The sequence below is a fragment of the Nocardia xishanensis NBRC 101358 genome, assembly GCF_001613365.1.
Classification (GTDB): Bacteria; Actinomycetota; Actinomycetes; order Mycobacteriales; family Mycobacteriaceae; genus Nocardia; species Nocardia xishanensis.
This window is the reverse complement of record NZ_BDCF01000002.1, coordinates 18,511-36,642: the sequence shown is the minus strand read 5'-3', so window position 1 is coordinate 36,642 and position 18,132 is coordinate 18,511. Positions and strand designations below refer to the sequence as shown.

At 68.4% G+C, this 18,132-nt stretch carries 17 protein-coding genes; 11 read left to right on the top strand and 6 right to left on the bottom strand.

Going from position 1 to position 18,132, the window contains the following annotated elements; all coding sequences use genetic code 11:
- Nucleotides 1-64: 64 nt before the first annotated feature.
- Nucleotides 65-1,282 carry a pyridoxal phosphate-dependent aminotransferase gene (locus tag NX1_RS02410; protein WP_281216016.1) on the top strand — a complete coding sequence of 406 codons (1,218 nt, stop codon included), beginning with the start codon at nucleotides 65-67 and terminating at the stop codon, nucleotides 1,280-1,282.
- An 84-nt stretch (nucleotides 1,283-1,366) separates the two neighbouring features.
- Here NX1_RS02410 and NX1_RS02405 read toward each other — a convergent pair whose 3' ends face one another.
- Nucleotides 1,367-2,227, bottom strand: a complete 861-nt coding sequence (locus NX1_RS02405; protein WP_068053016.1) for a TIGR03619 family F420-dependent LLM class oxidoreductase — start codon at nucleotides 2,225-2,227, stop codon at nucleotides 1,367-1,369.
- 326 nt (nucleotides 2,228-2,553) lie between these two features.
- On the opposite strand from NX1_RS02405, the gene NX1_RS02400 reads away from it, so the two are divergent.
- The 3 genes from NX1_RS02400 to NX1_RS02390 all read left to right on the top strand — a co-directional run bounded on the left by NX1_RS02400 (nucleotide 2,554) and on the right by NX1_RS02390 (nucleotide 5,867).
- Complete coding sequence (locus NX1_RS02400) at nucleotides 2,554-3,753, top strand: site-specific integrase (RefSeq protein WP_068053013.1); 1,200 nt, start codon at nucleotides 2,554-2,556, stop codon at nucleotides 3,751-3,753.
- 696 nt (nucleotides 3,754-4,449) lie between these two features.
- Nucleotides 4,450-5,043, top strand: a complete 594-nt coding sequence (locus tag NX1_RS02395; protein ID WP_068053010.1) for a TetR/AcrR family transcriptional regulator — start codon at nucleotides 4,450-4,452, stop codon at nucleotides 5,041-5,043.
- Nucleotides 5,040-5,867, top strand: coding sequence for an alpha/beta fold hydrolase (locus NX1_RS02390; RefSeq protein WP_068053007.1), 828 nt, complete (start codon nucleotides 5,040-5,042; stop codon nucleotides 5,865-5,867). Before NX1_RS02395 ends, NX1_RS02390 begins: the two co-directional genes overlap by 4 nt.
- Nucleotides 5,868-5,874: 7 nt before the next feature.
- On the opposite strand, the gene NX1_RS02385 is transcribed toward NX1_RS02390, so the two are convergent.
- Together NX1_RS02385 and NX1_RS02380 are read right to left on the bottom strand one after the other, a co-directional pair.
- Entirely contained in the window at nucleotides 5,875-7,491 is a 1,617-nt protein-coding gene (locus NX1_RS02385) for an FAD-dependent monooxygenase (RefSeq protein WP_068053004.1), read from the bottom strand.
- A 116-nt stretch (nucleotides 7,492-7,607) separates the two neighbouring features.
- Nucleotides 7,608-8,168, bottom strand: coding sequence for a TetR family transcriptional regulator (locus NX1_RS02380; RefSeq protein ID WP_068053001.1), 561 nt, complete (start codon nucleotides 8,166-8,168; stop codon nucleotides 7,608-7,610).
- 90 nt (nucleotides 8,169-8,258) lie between these two features.
- Here NX1_RS02380 and NX1_RS02375 point away from each other — a divergent pair, with 90 nt between their 5' ends.
- Genes NX1_RS02375 through NX1_RS02360 form a run of 4 tightly spaced genes read left to right on the top strand, consistent with a single transcriptional unit; the run spans nucleotide 8,259 to nucleotide 11,607 of the window.
- A complete protein-coding gene (locus NX1_RS02375) occupies nucleotides 8,259-8,729 on the top strand; it encodes a DUF4334 domain-containing protein (protein ID WP_068052999.1) in 471 nt (156 codons plus the stop codon).
- Nucleotides 8,726-9,814, top strand: a complete 1,089-nt coding sequence (locus NX1_RS02370; protein WP_068054075.1) for an NAD(P)-dependent alcohol dehydrogenase — start codon at nucleotides 8,726-8,728, stop codon at nucleotides 9,812-9,814. The genes NX1_RS02375 and NX1_RS02370 overlap by 4 nt, the downstream gene beginning before the upstream one ends.
- Nucleotides 9,815-9,842: 28 nt before the next feature.
- Nucleotides 9,843-10,340, top strand: coding sequence for an HIT family protein (locus NX1_RS02365; RefSeq protein WP_218024036.1), 498 nt, complete (start codon nucleotides 9,843-9,845; stop codon nucleotides 10,338-10,340).
- Nucleotides 10,341-10,392: 52 nt separating this feature from the next.
- On the top strand, nucleotides 10,393-11,607 hold the full coding sequence (locus NX1_RS02360; RefSeq protein WP_068052997.1) for an epoxide hydrolase family protein: 1,215 nt from the start codon (nucleotides 10,393-10,395) through the stop codon (nucleotides 11,605-11,607).
- On the opposite strand, the gene NX1_RS02355 is transcribed toward NX1_RS02360, so the two are convergent.
- Nucleotides 11,547-12,260, bottom strand: coding sequence for a TylF/MycF/NovP-related O-methyltransferase (locus NX1_RS02355; RefSeq protein ID WP_068052994.1), 714 nt, complete (start codon nucleotides 12,258-12,260; stop codon nucleotides 11,547-11,549). The genes NX1_RS02360 and NX1_RS02355 overlap by 61 nt on opposite strands.
- 66 nt (nucleotides 12,261-12,326) lie before the next feature.
- Complete coding sequence (locus NX1_RS02350; protein ID WP_068052990.1) at nucleotides 12,327-13,223, bottom strand: dihydrodipicolinate synthase family protein; 897 nt, start codon at nucleotides 13,221-13,223, stop codon at nucleotides 12,327-12,329.
- A 70-nt stretch (nucleotides 13,224-13,293) separates the two neighbouring features.
- Here NX1_RS02350 and NX1_RS02345 point away from each other — a divergent pair, with 70 nt between their 5' ends.
- A complete protein-coding gene (locus NX1_RS02345) occupies nucleotides 13,294-14,166 on the top strand; it encodes a LysR family transcriptional regulator (protein WP_068052987.1) in 873 nt (290 codons plus the stop codon).
- A gap of 6 nt (nucleotides 14,167-14,172) precedes the next feature.
- Here the strand turns inward: NX1_RS02345 and NX1_RS02340 are convergent, their stop codons facing one another.
- On the bottom strand, nucleotides 14,173-14,649 hold the full coding sequence (locus NX1_RS02340; protein WP_068054067.1) for a nitroreductase family deazaflavin-dependent oxidoreductase: 477 nt from the start codon (nucleotides 14,647-14,649) through the stop codon (nucleotides 14,173-14,175).
- Between the two features lie 302 nt (nucleotides 14,650-14,951).
- Here NX1_RS02340 and NX1_RS02335 point away from each other — a divergent pair, with 302 nt between their 5' ends.
- Entirely contained in the window at nucleotides 14,952-17,165 is a 2,214-nt protein-coding gene (locus NX1_RS02335; protein ID WP_068052984.1) for an MMPL family transporter, read from the top strand.
- A 109-nt stretch (nucleotides 17,166-17,274) separates the two neighbouring features.
- Complete coding sequence (locus NX1_RS02330; protein ID WP_068052981.1) at nucleotides 17,275-18,075, top strand: class I SAM-dependent methyltransferase; 801 nt, start codon at nucleotides 17,275-17,277, stop codon at nucleotides 18,073-18,075.
- The last annotated feature ends 57 nt before the right edge of the window (nucleotides 18,076-18,132 follow it).

Genomic DNA, 18,132 nt, shown 5'->3' with positions numbered 1-18,132 from the left:
TGGAAAATCCAAGTGCATACTTGGAAAAACCAAGTAGAGTGTGCGGCAACCGCAATGAGAAGGGATGTCCATGCAGGTCAAGCAGTCGAGCAAGCTCGCGGGCGTGTCGTACGAGATCCGCGGACCGGTGGCCGAGCACGCCGCGCGGCTGGAGGCCGAGGGCCACCACGTCGTGAAGCTGAACACCGGCAATCCGCTGCCGTTCGGTTTCGAAGCGCCCACGGAACTCTTGCAGGACATCATCCGCACGCTGCCCGCCTCGAGCGGTTACTCCTCCTCGAAAGGCCTGCTCTCGGCGCGGCGCGCGGTGGTGCAGTACTACCAGACCCTCGGCGTCGACGATGTCGACGTCGAGGAGGTGTTCCTCGGCAACGGGGTCTCCGAGCTGATCATGATGGCGATGACCGCGCTGCTGGAGAACGGCGACGAGGTGCTCGTTCCCTCGCCCGACTTCCCGCTGTGGACCGCGGCGACCGCGCTCAACGGCGGCAAGCCGGTGCATTACGTCTGCGACGAGTCCTCGGACTGGTTCCCCGACGTCGCCGATATCGCCGCCAAGATCACCGACCGCACCCGTGCGATCGTGATCATCAACCCGAACAACCCGACCGGCGCGGTCTATTCGCCCGAGGTACTGCGCCAGATCCTCGAAATCGCCCGCCGCCACAATCTCGTGGTGTTCTCCGACGAGATCTACGACAAGATCCATTACGACGATCTCACCCATACCGCCACCGCCGCGCTCGCCCCCGATCTGCTGTGCCTGACCTTCTCCGGACTGTCCAAGGCGTATCGGGCCGCCGGATTCCGGTCCGGCTGGCTGGTGGTGTCGGGCCCCACCGGACACGCCGAGAATTACCTGGAGGGCCTGACCATGCTCGCCGGGCTACGCTTGTGCGCGAATGTTCCCGCACAGCAAGCGATTCAGGCCGCGCTCGGTGGGCATCAGAGCATCAACGACCTGACCCTGCCCGGCGGCAGGCTGCGCGAGCAGCGCGACCGGGCCTGGGAAGCGCTCAACGCGATCCCCGGCGTCTCCTGCGTGAAACCCAGGGGCGCGATCTATGCCTTCCCGCGCATCGACCTCGACATGTACCCGATCCACGACGACGAGAAATTCGTGCTGGATCTGCTGCTCCAGGAGAAGCTGCACATCGTGCAGGGCACCGGCTTCAACTGGAAGCGGCCCGACCACTTCCGCATCGTCACTCTCCCGCACGCCGACGAGCTCGAAGCGATCATCGAACGCATCGGCCGCTTCCTGGCCACCTACCGCCAGTGACCTTCGGGCGAATGACGCTGTTACCAGCGATGTTCGCCCGCTCGGCCGAACATCCCCCGACGAGGTGTCGGCCGAGCAATGAGGTCACACCCGTGCGAGACCGAATCGTTCGGCGAAGCGTGACAATTCGTCGAGTTGTTCGTTCGGATCCAACGCGGTGGCGCTGACGACGACGCGCGTGACACCCTGCGCTGCGAAGGCGGCGAGCCGTTCATCGGTCATATCGATGCCGCTCCAGCGAGTGTATTCGAGTACGTCCGGGTCCCGCCCGGCTTCCTCGGCCGTCGAGCGCGCCAGATCCCACTGGACCTTGCGTTCCTGCGGCACCAGCATGCCGCCCGCGAAGTATCCGTCGCCGCGCAGTCCCGCCCGGCGCGCGGCCGGCAGGCTCGATCCGCCGACGTGAATCGGCAATGTCGCGGCCTGGTAGGGCTTCGGGTATTGGACGAGATTCTCGAAGGCGAAGAACTCGCCGCGGTAGCCGACTCCCTCTTCGCCTCCCGCCCACAGTAGCCGCAGCACGTCGATCGCTTCGTCGGCACGCCGTCCGCGGGCGCGGAATTCGACGCCGGTGGCCGCCGCTTCCTCGGGCAGGGTGCCCAATCCCACTGTAAGCAAACGCATCCGGCCCTTGGACAGCACATCGATGGTCGCCAGCTGCTTCGCCAGCACCACTGGGTGCCGGTACGGCAGCAGTAACACGCCGGTGCCGAGCAGCAGCCGCTCGGTCGCCGCGGCGACGTACGCGAGGGTGTCGAGCGGGTCGAGGAATGGCAGCGTGGGCGGGACCTCGAAGCTGTGCATCTTCGCGCCGGGATACAGCACCAGGTGCTCGGGCAGGTACAGGCCCTCGAATCCGCAGGCCTCGGCGTGGCGCGCGTAGTCGACGATCCGATCGGGATCGGTCCCGAAATGGGCGCTGCTGTAACTGACCGCGAACTTCATATTCGATCCCTTTCGGCGCGACGTCCGTGTCGCCGTTCAGTGCTGATACCGGCTCCGGCGCGCGTGTTGCCGGGTCCGGCGGTCGTCCGCGGGGGAAACCTTGCCATGCTCGCCGAAAATTCCCGGCCCGGCGGTGGCGACCGCTCCCCAACGCCGTCTGGACGCGACCGAGTCGCGCCGGAGAAACCGTGCCGCCGCAGTCCACGACCGCAACATGACTGCCCGGATGCGCGATCCGCTCGCCGCTTGCGCATAGTCTGGGCTGGAAGTCGGTCGGCGCCACGACGTTCTGCGCGTCGCCGACCTGGTGCAGTGAGGAGCGGGTAGTGGGCGACAGCGTCGTGGCCGTGCCGGAGGCGGTGCGTACGGAGCTGCGTCGTGGCGTGCGCAGCGTCCTCGTCGACGCTGCCGCCTTGCATTTGGTGCGTGAGCGATTCGACGACGTCCAGGCCGGTGCGCTGCGCCGCTACCTGGAGGCGTCGCAGTCGGCGAACACGTTGCGCGCCTATCGCACCGACTGGATCGCGTGGGCGGGGTGGTGCGCGGCCGAAGGGCGGCAAGCGCTTCCGGCCGACGCGCTCGATGTCGCGGTGTATCTGGCGGCCGCGGCCGACGCGCGACGACCGAACGGCGAGTGGGCGTTCGGGCCCGCCACGTTGGAACGCAAATCGGCCGCGATCGCCGCCGTGCACGCCGCCAACGGGCTGTCATCCCCCACCCGATCCGACGTCGTCCGCCTCACCCTGCGCGGTATCCGGCGCACCCGCCGCACACCGCCCACCCGGAAGCGTCCCATCCTGCTGCACACCCTCGACCAGCTGCTCGCCGGTCTACCGGAACCCGGCTGGCCCACCGAACCCGCCCGCCGCCGCGACGCGCTCGCTTTGCTGATCGGGTTCGCGGGCGCGTTGCGGCGCAGCGAACTCGCGAGTCTGCGCGTCGCCGACGTGCGGGTGAGCACGGATCACGTCACCGGCGAGCCGATTCTGCTCGTGCACCTGCCGACCACCAAGACCGACCCCACCGGCGCCGCCGAACAGCGCGTGGCGCTTCCGCGCGGACAACGCCCGCACACCTGCCCCGTCTGCGCCTTCGCCGCTTGGCTCGAGCTACTCGAAATTCACACGGCGGCAGGACCACTCGCTCTCCGCGAACACTGCGCGGCACGCGTCGCCGATAACGGAATCCACCGCTGCCACGGCTTCACCGGCACTCCCCTCGCCGAACACCCCGATCTCCCCCTGTTTCCCACCATCACCCGCCACGGCGGCATCGGCGACCGCCCGATGTCGGGCCGCGCCGTCGCCGAACTCGTGAAGCGCTACGCCGCCCGCGCGGGCCTGGACCCGAATCTCTTCTCCGGACACTCCTTGCGCGCGGGCTTCGCCACCCAAGCCGCCCTCGGTGGCGCCAGCGACCGCGAGATCATGCGCCAAGGACGCTGGTCCAACCCGCGCACCGTGCACTCGTACATCCGCACCGCGAACCCGTTGGATGACAACGCCGTCACCAAACTCGGTCTGTGACGTAGGTTTTGACGCGACCGGTGTCACGGCCCTGCCCGTGTTGCCGCAACGCGACATCGACCAGCAACCGACCGTCGCATCTGCTTACGCGTCCGCGCTCGACGGACAGCCACCCTTCCTCGCGCAGGCCGTTGGATCTTCTCGTGGTTCAGTCAGCCCTCGACGCAGGCATCGTAGTTGGGTTCACCGGAATCCTTGCCGTGGACGGGTTTTCGCCCACCCAGGCGAGCCTTCGAAGGGCTCACATGCGGAAGACGCCGAACACGTCGGCGTGCAGCCGTGAGAGCGCCTCGGCGTCGACAGAGAAAGCTGCCGGGTGACGCGCTGCTGGAGCGGATCACGGGTCGACGTTCCTCCCCGCCCTCATCTACGCCTCGACGATCGTGCTGTACCTGACGGTGCGCGGACGCTTGGACCGCAAAACGGCCGCGTTCGGCCGCCAGGCGCTCGAGACCGAACCGGGCGACACGAGCATCTTCGAGCGCTGATCGATCGCGTCGAATTTTCCTGCCGCCGAGGCGATCACGTGATGGCGGGATCCCGGTTCGGGCACCGCGCCGACAGGTGAGCACCCGGGCAACGAGCGCGCGAATTCGCTTACGCGACACTTTTCCGATCCCGAGGACCGGGTCGTATGAGCCCTTGTTCCTAATTCTATTAGGTTGTAGCCTACTTATCGTAGGAAGGAGGGTTGCGATGTCGCCTCGCGCGGGTCTGTCCCGGGACCGAATCGTCCAGGCCGCAGCCGAACTCGCCGACGAGATCGGATTCGACAACGTCACGCTCTCGGCGATCGCCCGCAGGTTCGGCGTGCGGGATCCCAGCCTCTACGCCCATGTGCGGAATCTGCACGATCTGCGCAAGCAGGTCGGGCTGCTGGCCGGTGCGGAGATGAACGATCGGATCGGTATCGCGGTGGCCGGGCGGTCGGGCAAGGACGCGTTGATCGCGTTCGCCGACGCCTATCGCGCGTACGCGCTGGAACATCCTGGCCGCTACGCGGCGACCCAGATCCACATGGATCCGGCCGAGGTCGCCGACGAGCCCGCGATGCTGCGCGGTATCGAGCTGACGGTGTCGATGCTGCGCGGCTACGACTTGGCCGACTCCGATCTCACCGATGCGGGACGCATGCTGCGCAGCACCTTTCACGGCTTCGCCACCTTGGAAGCGGCGGGCGGCTTCGCCCACTCCCGGCCTACCGACGCCAGCTGGCGTCACATTCTCGACGCACTGCACCTGACGTTGTCGCAGTGGCCGTCCGCATCCGCAGAGAAGGATCCGCGATGAGATCCGAGACCTTGTCCGTGCCCGGCGCGACCCTCTACTACGAAGTGCGCGGCGCGGGCCCGCTGCTGCTGCTGATTCCCGGCGGTGGCGGCGACGCCGGCGTGTTCGACGACATGGCCGACGTGCTCGCCCAGAACTTCACCGTCGCGGCGCTCGACCCGCGCGGCTACTCGCGCAGCGCCCTCGACGGCGGCACGCCTGCCACCCAGCACGTCGCCGTCCAGAGCGACGACGCCTACCGGTTGCTGGCTCACCTGTCGGACGGTCCGGCGTTCGTGTGCGGCACCAGCAGTGGCGCGATCGTCGGCCTGGATCTGCTGGCACACCATCCCGATCGGGTGCGGTCGCTGGTCGCCCACGAACCGCCGTGTTTCGCCGTCCTGCCCGACGCCGCCGTGCATCGCGCCATGGTCGACGAGGTCTACACGATCTTCCAGCAAGAGGGCGCGGCCGCTGCGGGGGCCCGGTTCCTGGCCGGTATCGGTCCGGCGGCGATGAAACCGGCTCCGGAGGTTTCGCAATTGCCGCCTCGCGCCGCCGAGATGTGGGTCCGCCTGGCGGCCAACGGTCCGCTCATGATCGAGCATGAGCTGCGCGAATTCACTTCCTACGTCCCGGATTACGCCGCAGTGGCGCGGGTGCGGGATCGGCTGGTTCTGGCGGTCGGCCAGCAGACGCGCGGCTGCTTGCCGTATCGCCCGGCCGTGGAGATAGCGAGCCGGGTCGGTCTCGAGGTGGTCGAGTTCCCCGGCGCGCACAACGGGATCCGCACCGACGCAGACGAATTCGCTCAGCAGCTGATTCGGATTCTCTCGCCTCGCTGAACCGGGTTCAGCGGAAGATCGACGCGAAGTGCTTGGTCAGGTCCTCGGGCGTCGGTGCGTGCTCGGTGAAGCCGAGATAGCCGTCAGGCCGGATGACGTAGGCGCACAACCCTTTCGCGCGGTAGTTGCGGGCGAAGTCGCCGTCGCGGTCGCGAATCACCGGTAGGGCGGATGCGGGTTCGGCGTCGCCGCCGACGATGAGGTAGACGTCGACCCGGCCGTGTGCGGCGCGCCGCGCGGCATCGGTGAGCGCGGCTACCAGGGCGGACGACTCGGAGCCTGCGGTGTCGTCGAGGTAGATCAGGACGGTGTGATCGGTGCGTCCGAGCAAGGAGAACAGCCGTATCGGGAAAGCGACGGCGTCCCGAGTCAGACCGGCCGCGTCGGGGGCTCGCTGCCCGGGCAGCGGGCCGCCTGTGTCGGCGGGGGCATTGCTCACCAGCGGGCCGGCGGAGTAGTCGATCAGCAGTTGCGCTTCGCGGCGAATGACGAAGTCGGGGTCGGTCTCTCCCGCGCCGATGCCTTCCCGCGCGCTGCGCACGGTCCGTCCGACCACTTCCGCGCCGACCGGTTTGCGTTCGGCGTCGTAGCTGGCGAGCAGGTCGGGCGCGCCGATGCCCGCAAGGGTGAGCGCGAGTTTCCAGGCGAGGTTGTGCGCGTCCTGGATGCCGGTGTTCATGCCCTGCGCGCCCGTCGGAGGATGGATATGGGCGGCGTCTCCGGCGACGAACACCCTTGCGCGCGAATACGAATCGACGATGCGGTGGCTGATGCGAAACACCGATGACCAGCGCAGGCTCGACGCGGTGACCGGTTCGGGCGCCAACCGGTCGAGCACCGCCTGGATGTGGTGCCGCTCGGGCGGATGACCGCCTTCGAAGCCGTGCTCGACTGCGCCACCACCGATCGCAGGCACGGTCGCGAGTTCCTCGGGCACCAGCATCGACACTCGATACCGGTTCGCGCCGGGCAACGGTATGCACACCAGCAGATCGTCGGTGACGCCGTCGGTGCGGTGCATCGAGCGAATGCCGTAACCGCGCGGCATCGACCAGTCCAGTTCGACATCACCGAGCATGTACTGTTCCGCGAACGCCGCGCCTTCGAAGCCGAGCCCCAACCCCTTTCGCACGATGCTGTGCGCGCCGTCGCAACCGATCAGATACGCCGCCTGCACCCGGCGCTCGCCCTTCTCGTCGGTGAGCACGGCGTGCACGCCGGACTCGTCCTGCTCGAAGTGGGTGAGCGCGACGCCACGTTCCACGCGCGTGCCGGTGGCGTCCAGGCGTTTACGCAGAATCCGTTCGGTCTCGTATTGCGGCAGCCCAACGAACCGGTAGGGGATGTCGGCGGGCAGGGTCAACGCGACGCGTTCGACTTCGACGCCGTTGACATACACGATCTGCCCGCGCAGCTCGATCGACGAGTCGAGCACCTGCCGCAGCACTCCCATACCCTCGAACACCTCGAGCGTCCGGGGTTGGATGCCGACCGCTTTGGCGTAGCGCGGCGGTTCGGCGGCCGCGTCGATGATCCGGCATGCCACTCCGCGTCGGGCCAACTCGATGGCCGCTGTCAGTCCGACCGGACCGGCGCCGACGATGAGCACCTCTGTATCGACCATGCGACATCACCTCGAAGTGGATGTTCACGCAGCGATCCCGGTGAGTCTACGCCCGGCCGTCGGCGGCGATCACCGGTTCCAGGCAAACTCCCAGCATTCGCGCAGGCTCGGCGGGATCACTCCGGGGCGGCGAGCCGACGTGCGGCGAGCACCACCGCGGCGCGGCGTTCGGCGAGGTTGTGCGTTTCCTCCGCGCGGGTGGCGCGCACAGCGGCCGTGCGCGCCAGATCGGTGAGCATGACCACGAGCGTGACGGGCTGGAAGTCGGTGGTGATCAAACCCTCGCGCTGTCCTCGCTCGATTTCGCTGATCTTGGTCGCGAGGACGCGTCGCACCGCGTCTTCGGCTTCGGGGATGCGGGTGTCCTCGATCTCGGCCCACGTCTGTAAGCGGGCGTTCTCGGGGTGCCGCAGATAGTGATCGAAGAGCCTGCCCGCGTAGCCGGGCAGGTCCGCGGCGTCGAGCGCGGTTTCCTCGGTGGTCTGGCCCGTCCACTCTTCGGTGACCGCCGCGTAGAGCTCGTCTTTGCTCGCGAAATAGGCGTAGAGCCGGTCCTTGCTGGCGCGCGCGGCGGTGGCGATGCGGTTGATCCGCGCGCCCGCGACGCCGTGGCGAGCGAACTCTTCCTTGGCCGCGGCGAGGATCCGATCCCTGGTGGCGTGGCCTGCTGCGCGCATGACAGGAATCCTATCTTGCCGAACCATTTGGTCCGGGATAGGGTTCACGAACCAAATGGTTCTGAAACTTCGGGAAGATGGGGACCGACGATGGGCACTGCGTCCTGGCGTGAACTGGCCGCGCGAGAATCAGGGGTTTCGACGGCGGCCCTGGACGAACTGTGGGCCGGGCTTCCGACGGTGCGCGCGGAGGAAATTCTCGGCGAATGGCGCGGCGCCGCGTTCCAGACCGGTCATCCGCTCTGCCGCGCGCTGCCGGCGAATCGCTGGTACGGCAAGCGGTTTCGGTCGCCGGCGCATGTCGAGCCACTGGTCTGCCGCGCCGAGGACGGCTCGCTGTTCTCGAACAAGGAACTCGGCAAGGGCGAGGCCTCGCTGTGGAACATCGAATTCCGCGGCGAGGTGACCGCGACGATGGTCTACGACGGCCAGCCCGTGTTCGACCACTTCAAGCCCCTAGACGACACGACGCTGATGGGCATCATGAACGGCCGCGCGGACCTGGTGCTCGCCGACGGCGCGCACTTCTACTTCCTGCTCGAACGAGTCGCGCCGTGCTGACCACTTCGGCTGTGCTATCGCGCGATCCGGCCGCGCCGTTCTCCGTCGAGGACGTGCAAATCGATGCTCCGCGCGCCGGGGAGATCCTGGTTCGGGTGCGAGCGGTCGGCATCTGCCACACCGATCTGGTCACGCGCGCCGCGGGCGGTCCGGATCGGCCGCTGCTGCTCGGGCACGAGGGGGCCGGAGTGGTCGAGGCGGTCGGCGCCGAGGTGCGCACCGTGCGTCCCGGCGATCACGTCGTGTTGACCTTCCGGCACTGCGGCAGTTGCGCCAATTGCCACGGCGGCAGACCCGCCTACTGCCATCGGTCGATCGCGTTGAATCAGTTCGGATCTCGGCGGGACCGCACCCCGCGCGTCACCGTGGCCGGAACTCCGGTGCGCGACGGATTCTTCGGGCAGTCCAGCTTCGCCGGTTACGCGCTCACCACGCCGGACAACACGGTCGTCATCGATCCCGCGGTCGATCCGGTCGTCGCCGCGCCCTTGGGATGCGGTTTTCAGACCGGCGCCGGCGCGGTGCTCAACGCGTTGCGACCCGCGCCCGACGCCCGGTTCGTCGTCTACGGCGCGGGCGCGGTCGGTATGGCGGGCCTGCTCGCCGCCCGTGTCGCCGGGGTGCGGCAGATCGTGGTCGTCGAGCCGAACGCCGCACGCCGAGCGCTGGCACTCGAACTCGGCGCTGTCGCCGCACTGGACCCGGCGGCAGGCGACACCCTCGCGGCGGTGCGCGAGAGCACCGACGGCGGCGCCACCCACGCCTTGGACACCACCGGACATCCGAGCGTGCTCGCCGCGGCAACCGCGGCACTGACCACAGGTGGCGCCGTGGTAGCGGTCGGACTCGGCGCGGGAGTTCCCGACATCGACGTGCGCGATATCGTGTTGGGCGGCAAGACGATTCGCGGATGCCTCGAAGGCGACGCCGATCCGCACACTTTCATCCCGCACCTGCTCGAACTCCATGCCGCGGGGCGTTTCCCGATCGACCGGCTGGTGGCCGACTATCCGCACACCGAGATCAACGCCGCACTGGAGCAGCAGCGCGACGGCCGAGTCGTCAAACCGGTACTCACCTGGTGATCTCTGCCGCTGCGGCAAAATCGCGGGGGTGGAACGGATTTCCTTCGACGTGGACGCCTACGTCCAGCGCGTCCAGACCTCGCCGTGCTTCATCTGCGCGATGGTGGCGGGTGAACACGATTCCGAGCTGGAGCAGGTCATCGCCGAAGACGAGGAGAACTTCGCGTTCCTGTCGCGGTATCCGACTCTGTTCGGCTCCGTGCTCGTCGCACCGAAACTGCACCGCGAACACGTCGTGCGAGACCTTCCCGATGACGCCTTCCTGCGGATCATGGCGCTGGTGCACCGGGTGACGCGCGCGGTGGAGGCGGTCGTGCCGAGCGAGCGCACCTATGTGCTCAGTCTCGGTAGCCAGCAAGGCAATTCGCATTTGCACTGGCACATCGCGCCGCTGCCGCCCGGCGTCCCCTACCGCGAACAGCAGTTCCACGCGCTGATGGGCGAGAACGGCGTGCTGCCGTGGACGCTGCCCCAGGCGATCGAGCTCGCCGACCGGCTGCGCGCAGCGTTGTCGACACTGGACTGACTCAGCAAAGCTAGGGCGGAAGATGTCCTAGGTGCGTCCTAGCGTGATTCTCATGAGCACAGAGATCACCCCGTTCCGGATCGACGTTTCCCAACACCAGCTCGACGACTTGAATCGGCGGCTGGACACCACCCGCTGGACCGACGGCCTTCCCGGTGTGGGCTGGGCCCAGGGCATCCCGCTCGACTACACCAGGGAACTGGCCGAATACTGGCGAAACACCTACGACTGGCGAGCCCAGGAGGCCCGGCTCAACTCCTTCCCCCAGTTCCGCACCGAAATCGACGGCCACAACCTGCATTTCATCCACGTCCGCTCGACGGAACCCGACGCGTTGCCACTCGTCCTCACGCACGGGTGGCCGGGGTCGATCGTGGAATTCCTCGATGTGATCGGGCCGCTGACCGACCCGGTGGCGCACGGCGGCGCCGCGGGAGACGCCTTCCATGTCGTTGTGCCGACGATCCCCGGGTTCGGGTTGTCCGGACCCGCGGTCGGCTGGTCCACCGCACGAGCCGCGCGGGCATGGGCGCAACTCATGCACCGGCTCGGCTACCACCGCTACGCCGCCCACGGCGAAGACACCGGCGCCGCGATCACCCGCCAGCTCGCCGTCATCGACGCCGAGCACCTGGTCGCGATGCATCTGACGATGATCGCCTCCGCCACCGTCACCCCGGAGACCGCCGACCCCGGCAACCCTGCCGAACAGCGTGCCGTCGAACTGGCTCAGCGCGCCCAGTACGAGCTCGGCGCATACGCGATGCTGCAAGCGACCCGCCCCCAAACGCTGTCCTACGCGCTCACCGATTCACCGGTCGGGCAACTGGCTTGGATCGTCGAACGCTTCAAGGACTGGACCGACTCCACCGACGCACCGGAGGACGCCGTCGACCGAGACGCGATGCTGACCAACGTCATGATCTACTGGCTCAACGCCACCGCGGGCTCGTCGGCACGCTACTACTACGAAGGCGCCGCCACTTGGGGCACACCGGAACCCGAGACCCCCGTGCCGGCCGCCGTCGCAGTCATGCCCCACGACCTCGGCATCCCGGTTCGCCGCATCGCCGAACGTAACCACAACATCGTGCGCTGGACCGAATTCGACCGTGGCGGCCACTTCGCCGCCATGGAAGAACCCGACCTCATCGTCGACGACTTGCGCGCCACCTTCCGCGAATACCGCAACCAGACGGCCACCGCTCAGCGGGCCGTCTCCGGACCGACGGACATCGCCGCGGAGACGGTCGGCGGGACCGCGTGACGGTAGACCCCCAGCGCCCAGCTCGGGTTCTCGCACACCGAAGTGACCGCCAGCGGAGTGCCGAAGACGTCCTCGCACGCCTTCATCACCCCCGGCGCCTTCGGTTGCGCGACCGCGCGACCGGGCAGTGACGCCGCCGGATCGGCATAGTCGTCCAACACCAGGATCGCGCCCGGTGCGAGCCGCGGCAGGGCGGCGCGCAAGCACTCCACTGTCGACTCGTACCGGTCACCGTCCACATAGGCGAACGCGATTCGCGCGGGGAGCTGCTCTGGCAGGGTGTGAGCGAACAACCCGGCGTGCACGTGCGGGCGGCGCAGACCGAACTGTTCGTGCAGCCTCAGCACATCGCCGACCGACGCCGCGAACTCGCCCTCGGCCAGATAGTCGCTGTCGTGGCGGCCGACCGCGGGCAGTCCGCGGAACGAGTCGTAGGCGTGCACCGGCGCGTCCGCCTCGAGAGCATCCAGCACGGCGCGCATCCACGCGGTCATTCCGCCCCGGTAACAACCGAATTCGACCACCGCGCCCGTCACTCCGGCGCGCACCACCCGGGTGAGCTCCCGCTCGACGATCACCATCCGCCCGCGGTCGACGGTCCTGGGCTGGGTCCGCAACAGGTACTCCTGCAACGCGCCGCGACGATCGTTCACAACGCCCTCCGGTCTGTGCGGTTCCAGCCGCCCGGCGGCACCGGACTACGTCAGAATAGCAATCGGCTATCGAGATGGAATGTGATCGAGAAGCGCCGCCAGCGCCCGATCCACCGATTCCGGCGCGGCGGGCAGCAGCGGAAGTCGCACCGCCGCGCTCGGAATGCGCCCCTGCGCGCGCAACACCCCCTTGATCACCGTCGGGTTCGGCTCGGCGAACGCCGCCGCCGAGAGCACCGCAAGCTCCCCGCCGATCGCCCGCGCGGCCGCCAGGTCACCTGTCCGCCAAGCATTTTCGAGAGCGACAAAGCGTGCGGTCGCCAGCTGCGCGGTCGCCGCGATGCCGCCCGCCGCGCCCAGCGCGAGCAGCGGCGACAGGAACGCGTCGTCACCGGCCAGCACCGCGAAATCCGCGGGCGGCTCGGCGAGCAGATCCACCGCGTCGGCGTCCACACCGCCGACCGCGTACTTCACGCCGACGACACCGTCCAAGGCCGCCAGTTCGCGTAACGTGTTCGCGCTCAACGCGCGCCCGGTCCGGTAGGGAATGTGGTACACGATCAGCGGTACGGGTGAATTCGCCGCGAGGTGCGCGAAATGCGCGACGACACCGGCCTCGGTGGGGCGCGTGTAGTACGGAACCGGTACCAAGGCCGCGGCAACCTGCGGCCAGTGGGCGAGCTCCGTCAACGCGCCGACACCAGCGCGAGTGTCGTTGCCGCCCGTCCCGACGATCAGCGGCGCCCCCGCCGCCGCGCACGCCCTAGCGCACACATCGATCACCCCGCGCCGCTCCTCGGCGTCCAGCGTCGCCGCCTCGGCGGTCGTGCCGAGCGCCACCAGACCCGCCGCACCCGCGTCGAGCACGTCGCGCGCCAACGTCTCCAAAGCGTCCCGAGCTACGTCGCCTTCCGCCGTGAACGGCGTGACCAGCGGTACGAAAATCCCACGAAATCGGTGCATACGGCCAGCGTGCCGCACCGCGAAATTAAGTACCAGTTCGCATTTGTTCTGCTCAGCGTAAGCTAAACTGATGCTCGACGTGCGCAGACTGCGCCTGCTCCGCGAACTCGCACGACGCGGCACGATCGCCGCCGTCGCCGACGCACTCGCGTTCACACCCTCCGCGGTCTCCCAGCAACTCACCGCGCTGGAACGAGAAGCGGGCGTCGCCCTCCTGGAACGCACCGGACGCCGTGTCACCCTCACCACCGCCGGACACACCCTCGTCGCCCACGCCGACGCCGTGCTCGCCCGGCTCGAGGAGGCCGAGTCCGATCTCGCCGACGCCAGAGCAGGACTCACCGGACCACTGCGCATCGGCGCGTTCCCCAGCGCCACCCAGGCCTTCATCCCCGCCACCCTCACCCGGCTCGCCACCGCCCACCCCGGACTGGAGCCCCGTGTGACGGAACTGGATCCGGCCAGGGTGGCCGCCGCACTGCGCGCAGGCGAACTCGACGTCGCCCTCGTCCACGACTACGACCTGGTGCCGTTCCCGCCCGAACCCGGCGTGCACACCGCACCGCTCTACCGGGAAGCCATGTTCCTCGCCGCCGAATCCGCCGCCCCTGGCGCCACACTCGACACCTGGCGTGACGCGCCCTGGATCGTGGCCACCGCGGGAACCCGCTGCCACACCATGACGATGCGCGCCTGCGAAGCCGCCGGATTCAGCCCGCGCATCCGGCACCAGGTCGACGACTTCAGCACGGTGCTGGCCTTCGTCGCCGCCGGACACGGCGTCGCACTGGTCCCCGAACTCAGCGCCACCGATCTCCCGCCCGGCGTGCGACTGATCCGGCTACCGATCGCACGCACCACGACCATCGCGTGCCGCGCCGGAGCCGGCGCACATCCCGCGATCGCCGCCTTCGCCGCGGCCGTGCGAGCCGAAATCGACTGACCGCGCTCACTCCCGGCGTAGTTCGAAGATCCGGAACTCCCGGCCACCGGACAGCTCGTACTCCATCTCGTAACCGGGCCAGAACTCCACGGCCAGATCCCAGGCCCGCTTACGTTCGACACCGGTGATCTCGGTGACTCGCACCGCGAACCGCTCACCCCGATGCCCGACCGTCGCCGTGCTCGCCGCACGCAGATTCGCCGACCACGCCGGATGCTTCGGGCTGCCCCAGTTCGAACCGATCACCAGGAAATCCGTGCCCCGCGGCACATACAGCAGCGACGCGGTGCGCGGCACACCGGTCTTGCGCCCGGCCACGGTCACCTCGATCGACGGCAGGCCCACCAGGTCGAGCACGCCCATCCGGCCGCGGCTCACCCACCGCACGAACCGCTCCAGCGGCAGCACCACCGGCGCAAGTCGCATCACCCATCGCTGCTGGGCGAAGCGTCTGGCCAGGGTGGGCAACGGATTCGAGACCATAACCGCATGGTGCCACGGCGCGGCGATCACGGCCGGTCCGCGCGGCCCGAAGCGGGGCAATTCACACACGCGCACGTCTTTGTCCGCCTACCGACCGCACATGTGTACGAAGCGAACCGGTGGCGCACACCACGGAATCAATAGTTAAACGCCGATATTTCACCCTCATATGTACTTTAGATGGCAGACACCCCCGTCACCCCACGGAAAGGACGCGGCCCCTTGGTCTTCCGCGCAGCAGGATCGGCTCACCGACCGAACCCGGCCCCCGACGCCCGCCCCTGCCTCCACGGAGACCTCTGATGTTCGCGCGATGGGGGGACCTGGTCCACCGATACCGATTCGGCGTCCTCGGCATCGTCGTCGCCGGACTGCTCGCACTCGCGAGCTACGGCATCGGGATCGAAAACCACCTGAGCTCCAGCGGATTGGAGGATCCGACCTCCGAATCCGCACGCGCGAGCCGCATCGCCGACGAGGCATGGGGCCGCGACCACGAATCCGACGTCGTCCTGCTCGTCACAGCACCCGAGGGCAAGACCGTCGACGACCCGGAACTCACCCGCACCGTCGTCGCCCGCCTCGACCGCCTCCCACGCGACCATCCCGACGAGATCGCCGGCATCAACGGCGCCTACTGGGCCACCGAGACCGGCAAAGGCAGCGGCCCTCTCTTCGCCACAGACGACCGCAGGCACGCCTTCGTCCTCATCGCCATTCGCGGCGACGACGACACCGAAATGGTGCGCAACTACCGAAAAGTCAAGGACGATTTCCACATTCCCGGCGTCGATGTCCAGGTCGCCGGCCTGCAACCCATCGCGGGCACGCTCACCGACACCCTCACCGACGACGTGCACCGCATGGAGGTCGTCGCCCTACCCGTGGTCGCGGTACTGCTGTTCTTCGTCTTCGGCGGACTAGTCGCCGCCGCGCTGCCACTCGCCATCGGAGCGCTCACCGTCACCGGCGCCAACGGCATCATGCGGATCTTCACCAACTTCACCGAGGTCAACTCCTTCGTCACCGGCGTGGTCTCGATGATCGGCGTCGGACTCGCCATCGACTACGGGCTGTTCATCGTCAGCCGCTTCCGCGAGGAACTCGCCGCCGGCCACGACACCCGCACCGCCGTCCGCCGCACCGTCAGTACCGCGGGCCGCACCGTCGTCTTCTCCGCCACCATGATCGTGGCCAGCCTCGGCGGCCTGCTGATCTTCCCGCAGGGCTTCCTCAAATCCCTCGCCTACGGCGCGATCTCGACCGTCCTGCTGGCGGCCCTCGCCGCGATCACCATCCTGCCCGCCGCGCTCGGCATCATCGGACCGCGCGTGGACAGCCTCGGCCTCAGCCGTTTCCGCCGCGCAAAGACTGCCGCCGAGATCGAGAACGGATTCTGGGGCCGCACCACCGACTGGGTCATGCGCCGCCCCCTGCGCGTCGCCGTTCCCATCGCCCTCGGACTCTGCCTGCTCATCATCCCCATCAACAACCTCGCCTTCGGCGGCATGAGCGAGACCTACCTGCCGCCGGACAACACCACCCGACTCGCCCAGCAGCACTTCGACGAACTCTTCCCCAAACGCCAGCCCGACCCGCTCCAGCTCATCGTGATCTCCGAGGACCGCGCCGCCATCGGCCAGCTCTATCGCCAGGTCAACCAAGCGCCCGGACTCGCCAGCGAATTCAGCGTGCCCGCCTCCGCGCCCGGCCGCACCGACCTCTACCGCCTGCGCGCCACCCTCGCCGATTCCAACGACGCGGGTCCGACCATCGAGTACCTGCGCGCGCTCGACGTACCCGACGGTCTCACCCTGCTCGTCGGCGGTCAGCCCGCCATTCAGGAAGACAGCATCGACACCCTCCTCGACCGCATGCCGTACATGATCGCCGCGGTCGTGCTCGTCACCACGCTGCTGATGTTCCTGACCTTCGGATCCCTCGTGCTGCCGATCAAGGCCGCGCTGATGAGCGCACTCGGGCTCGGCTCCACCCTCGGCATTCTCACCTGGATCTTCATCGACGGCCACGGCGCCGAGCTGCTGAACTTCACGCCGCAGCCGATCATGTCCCCGGTTCTGGTGCTCATCATCGCCATCATCTACGGGCTGTCCACCGACTACGAGGTATTCCTGCTGTCCCGCATGGTCGAAGCCAGAGCCAGGGGCGCGGACACCACCGAGGCCATCCGCGTCGGCACCGCCCACACCGGCGGCATCATCACCGCCGCCGCACTCATCCTCCTGGTGGTCACCGGGGCATTCGCCTTCTCGGATCTGGTGATGATGCAGTACATCGCCTACGGCATGATCGCCGCGCTGTTCATCGACGCCACCCTCTTGCGCATGCTGCTGGTCCCCGCCGTGATGAAACTGCTCGGCGACAAATGCTGGTGGGCCCCGGCCTGGATGCAGCGAATCCAGCGGAAGGTCGGCCTCGGCGAGCCTGTTCTGTACGACGAATCGCAGGCTCCCGACGTGGCGCCGGTCGCGGTATCCGCGGGCACGCGGACCTGACCGTCGGCCGAGTCGGACGCGAAAAGCGCGGTCGCCACCCTCGCCCGGAGTACGCTCACCGCCAGAAGGGAGCGTCACCACCGCCGACCGGACCGAAGGACGTGCACCGATGAGCAGCCGTCTCGACGCCGAATACGCCGATCCCACTCCGCTGCGGGTGCGGATCGACACCCACGAGCGCTACTCCGAGAAGCCACACGACCCGGGCACCGACGTGCTCGCCGCGCTCGGCCTGTCCGGCACCGAATACCTCGCCGACGTCGGCTGCGGCGACGCCCGCTTTCTCGCCAAACTCGTCGCCCTCGGGCACCACGGGCCACTGCTCGGCATCGACACTTCCGAGGCCATGGTCGCCGCGGCCGACTCCCTCCCCGGCGTGCGCGGCATCCGCGCCGACGCCCGCCGGATCCCTCTCGACGACAACACCTTCGACGTGCTCACCGCCCGCCATATGCTGTACCACGTGCCGGACCCGGCGACGGCGCTGCGCGAATTCCGGCGCACCACCAAAGCAGGCGGCACCGTCGCGGTCGTCGTCAATCACGCCGAGACCTGCCCGTACGTCGGCGAGCTCGTCGACGCGCACGCCGCAAGCTACGGCATCGACCTCGGCGAGACGCCGTACCGGACGGTGGACTCGGAGACCTTGCCCGGGCTCATGTCCGACGTCTTCGGCTCCGTGCGAGTCCAACGACGCGACAACGCGCTCGTCTTCGACACCCCGGCTCCGCTGATCCGCTTCGCCGAAGCCATCTTCGGCCCGCGCGGCATCCCGGCCGACCACCCCGATCGCGACGCCGTCCTCGCCGATCTCAGCGCCGATGTCGAGGACTGGTTCGCGCACCACCCCGGTCGCACCTGGCGCGATCCCAAGGGGTACGTCATCGCCACGGCGGTCGTCACCGACTGATCCGTTCCGCCGCATTCCTCCTCGTCCAGAGCTTGGCGGCTGGGCATTTTCGTTTGT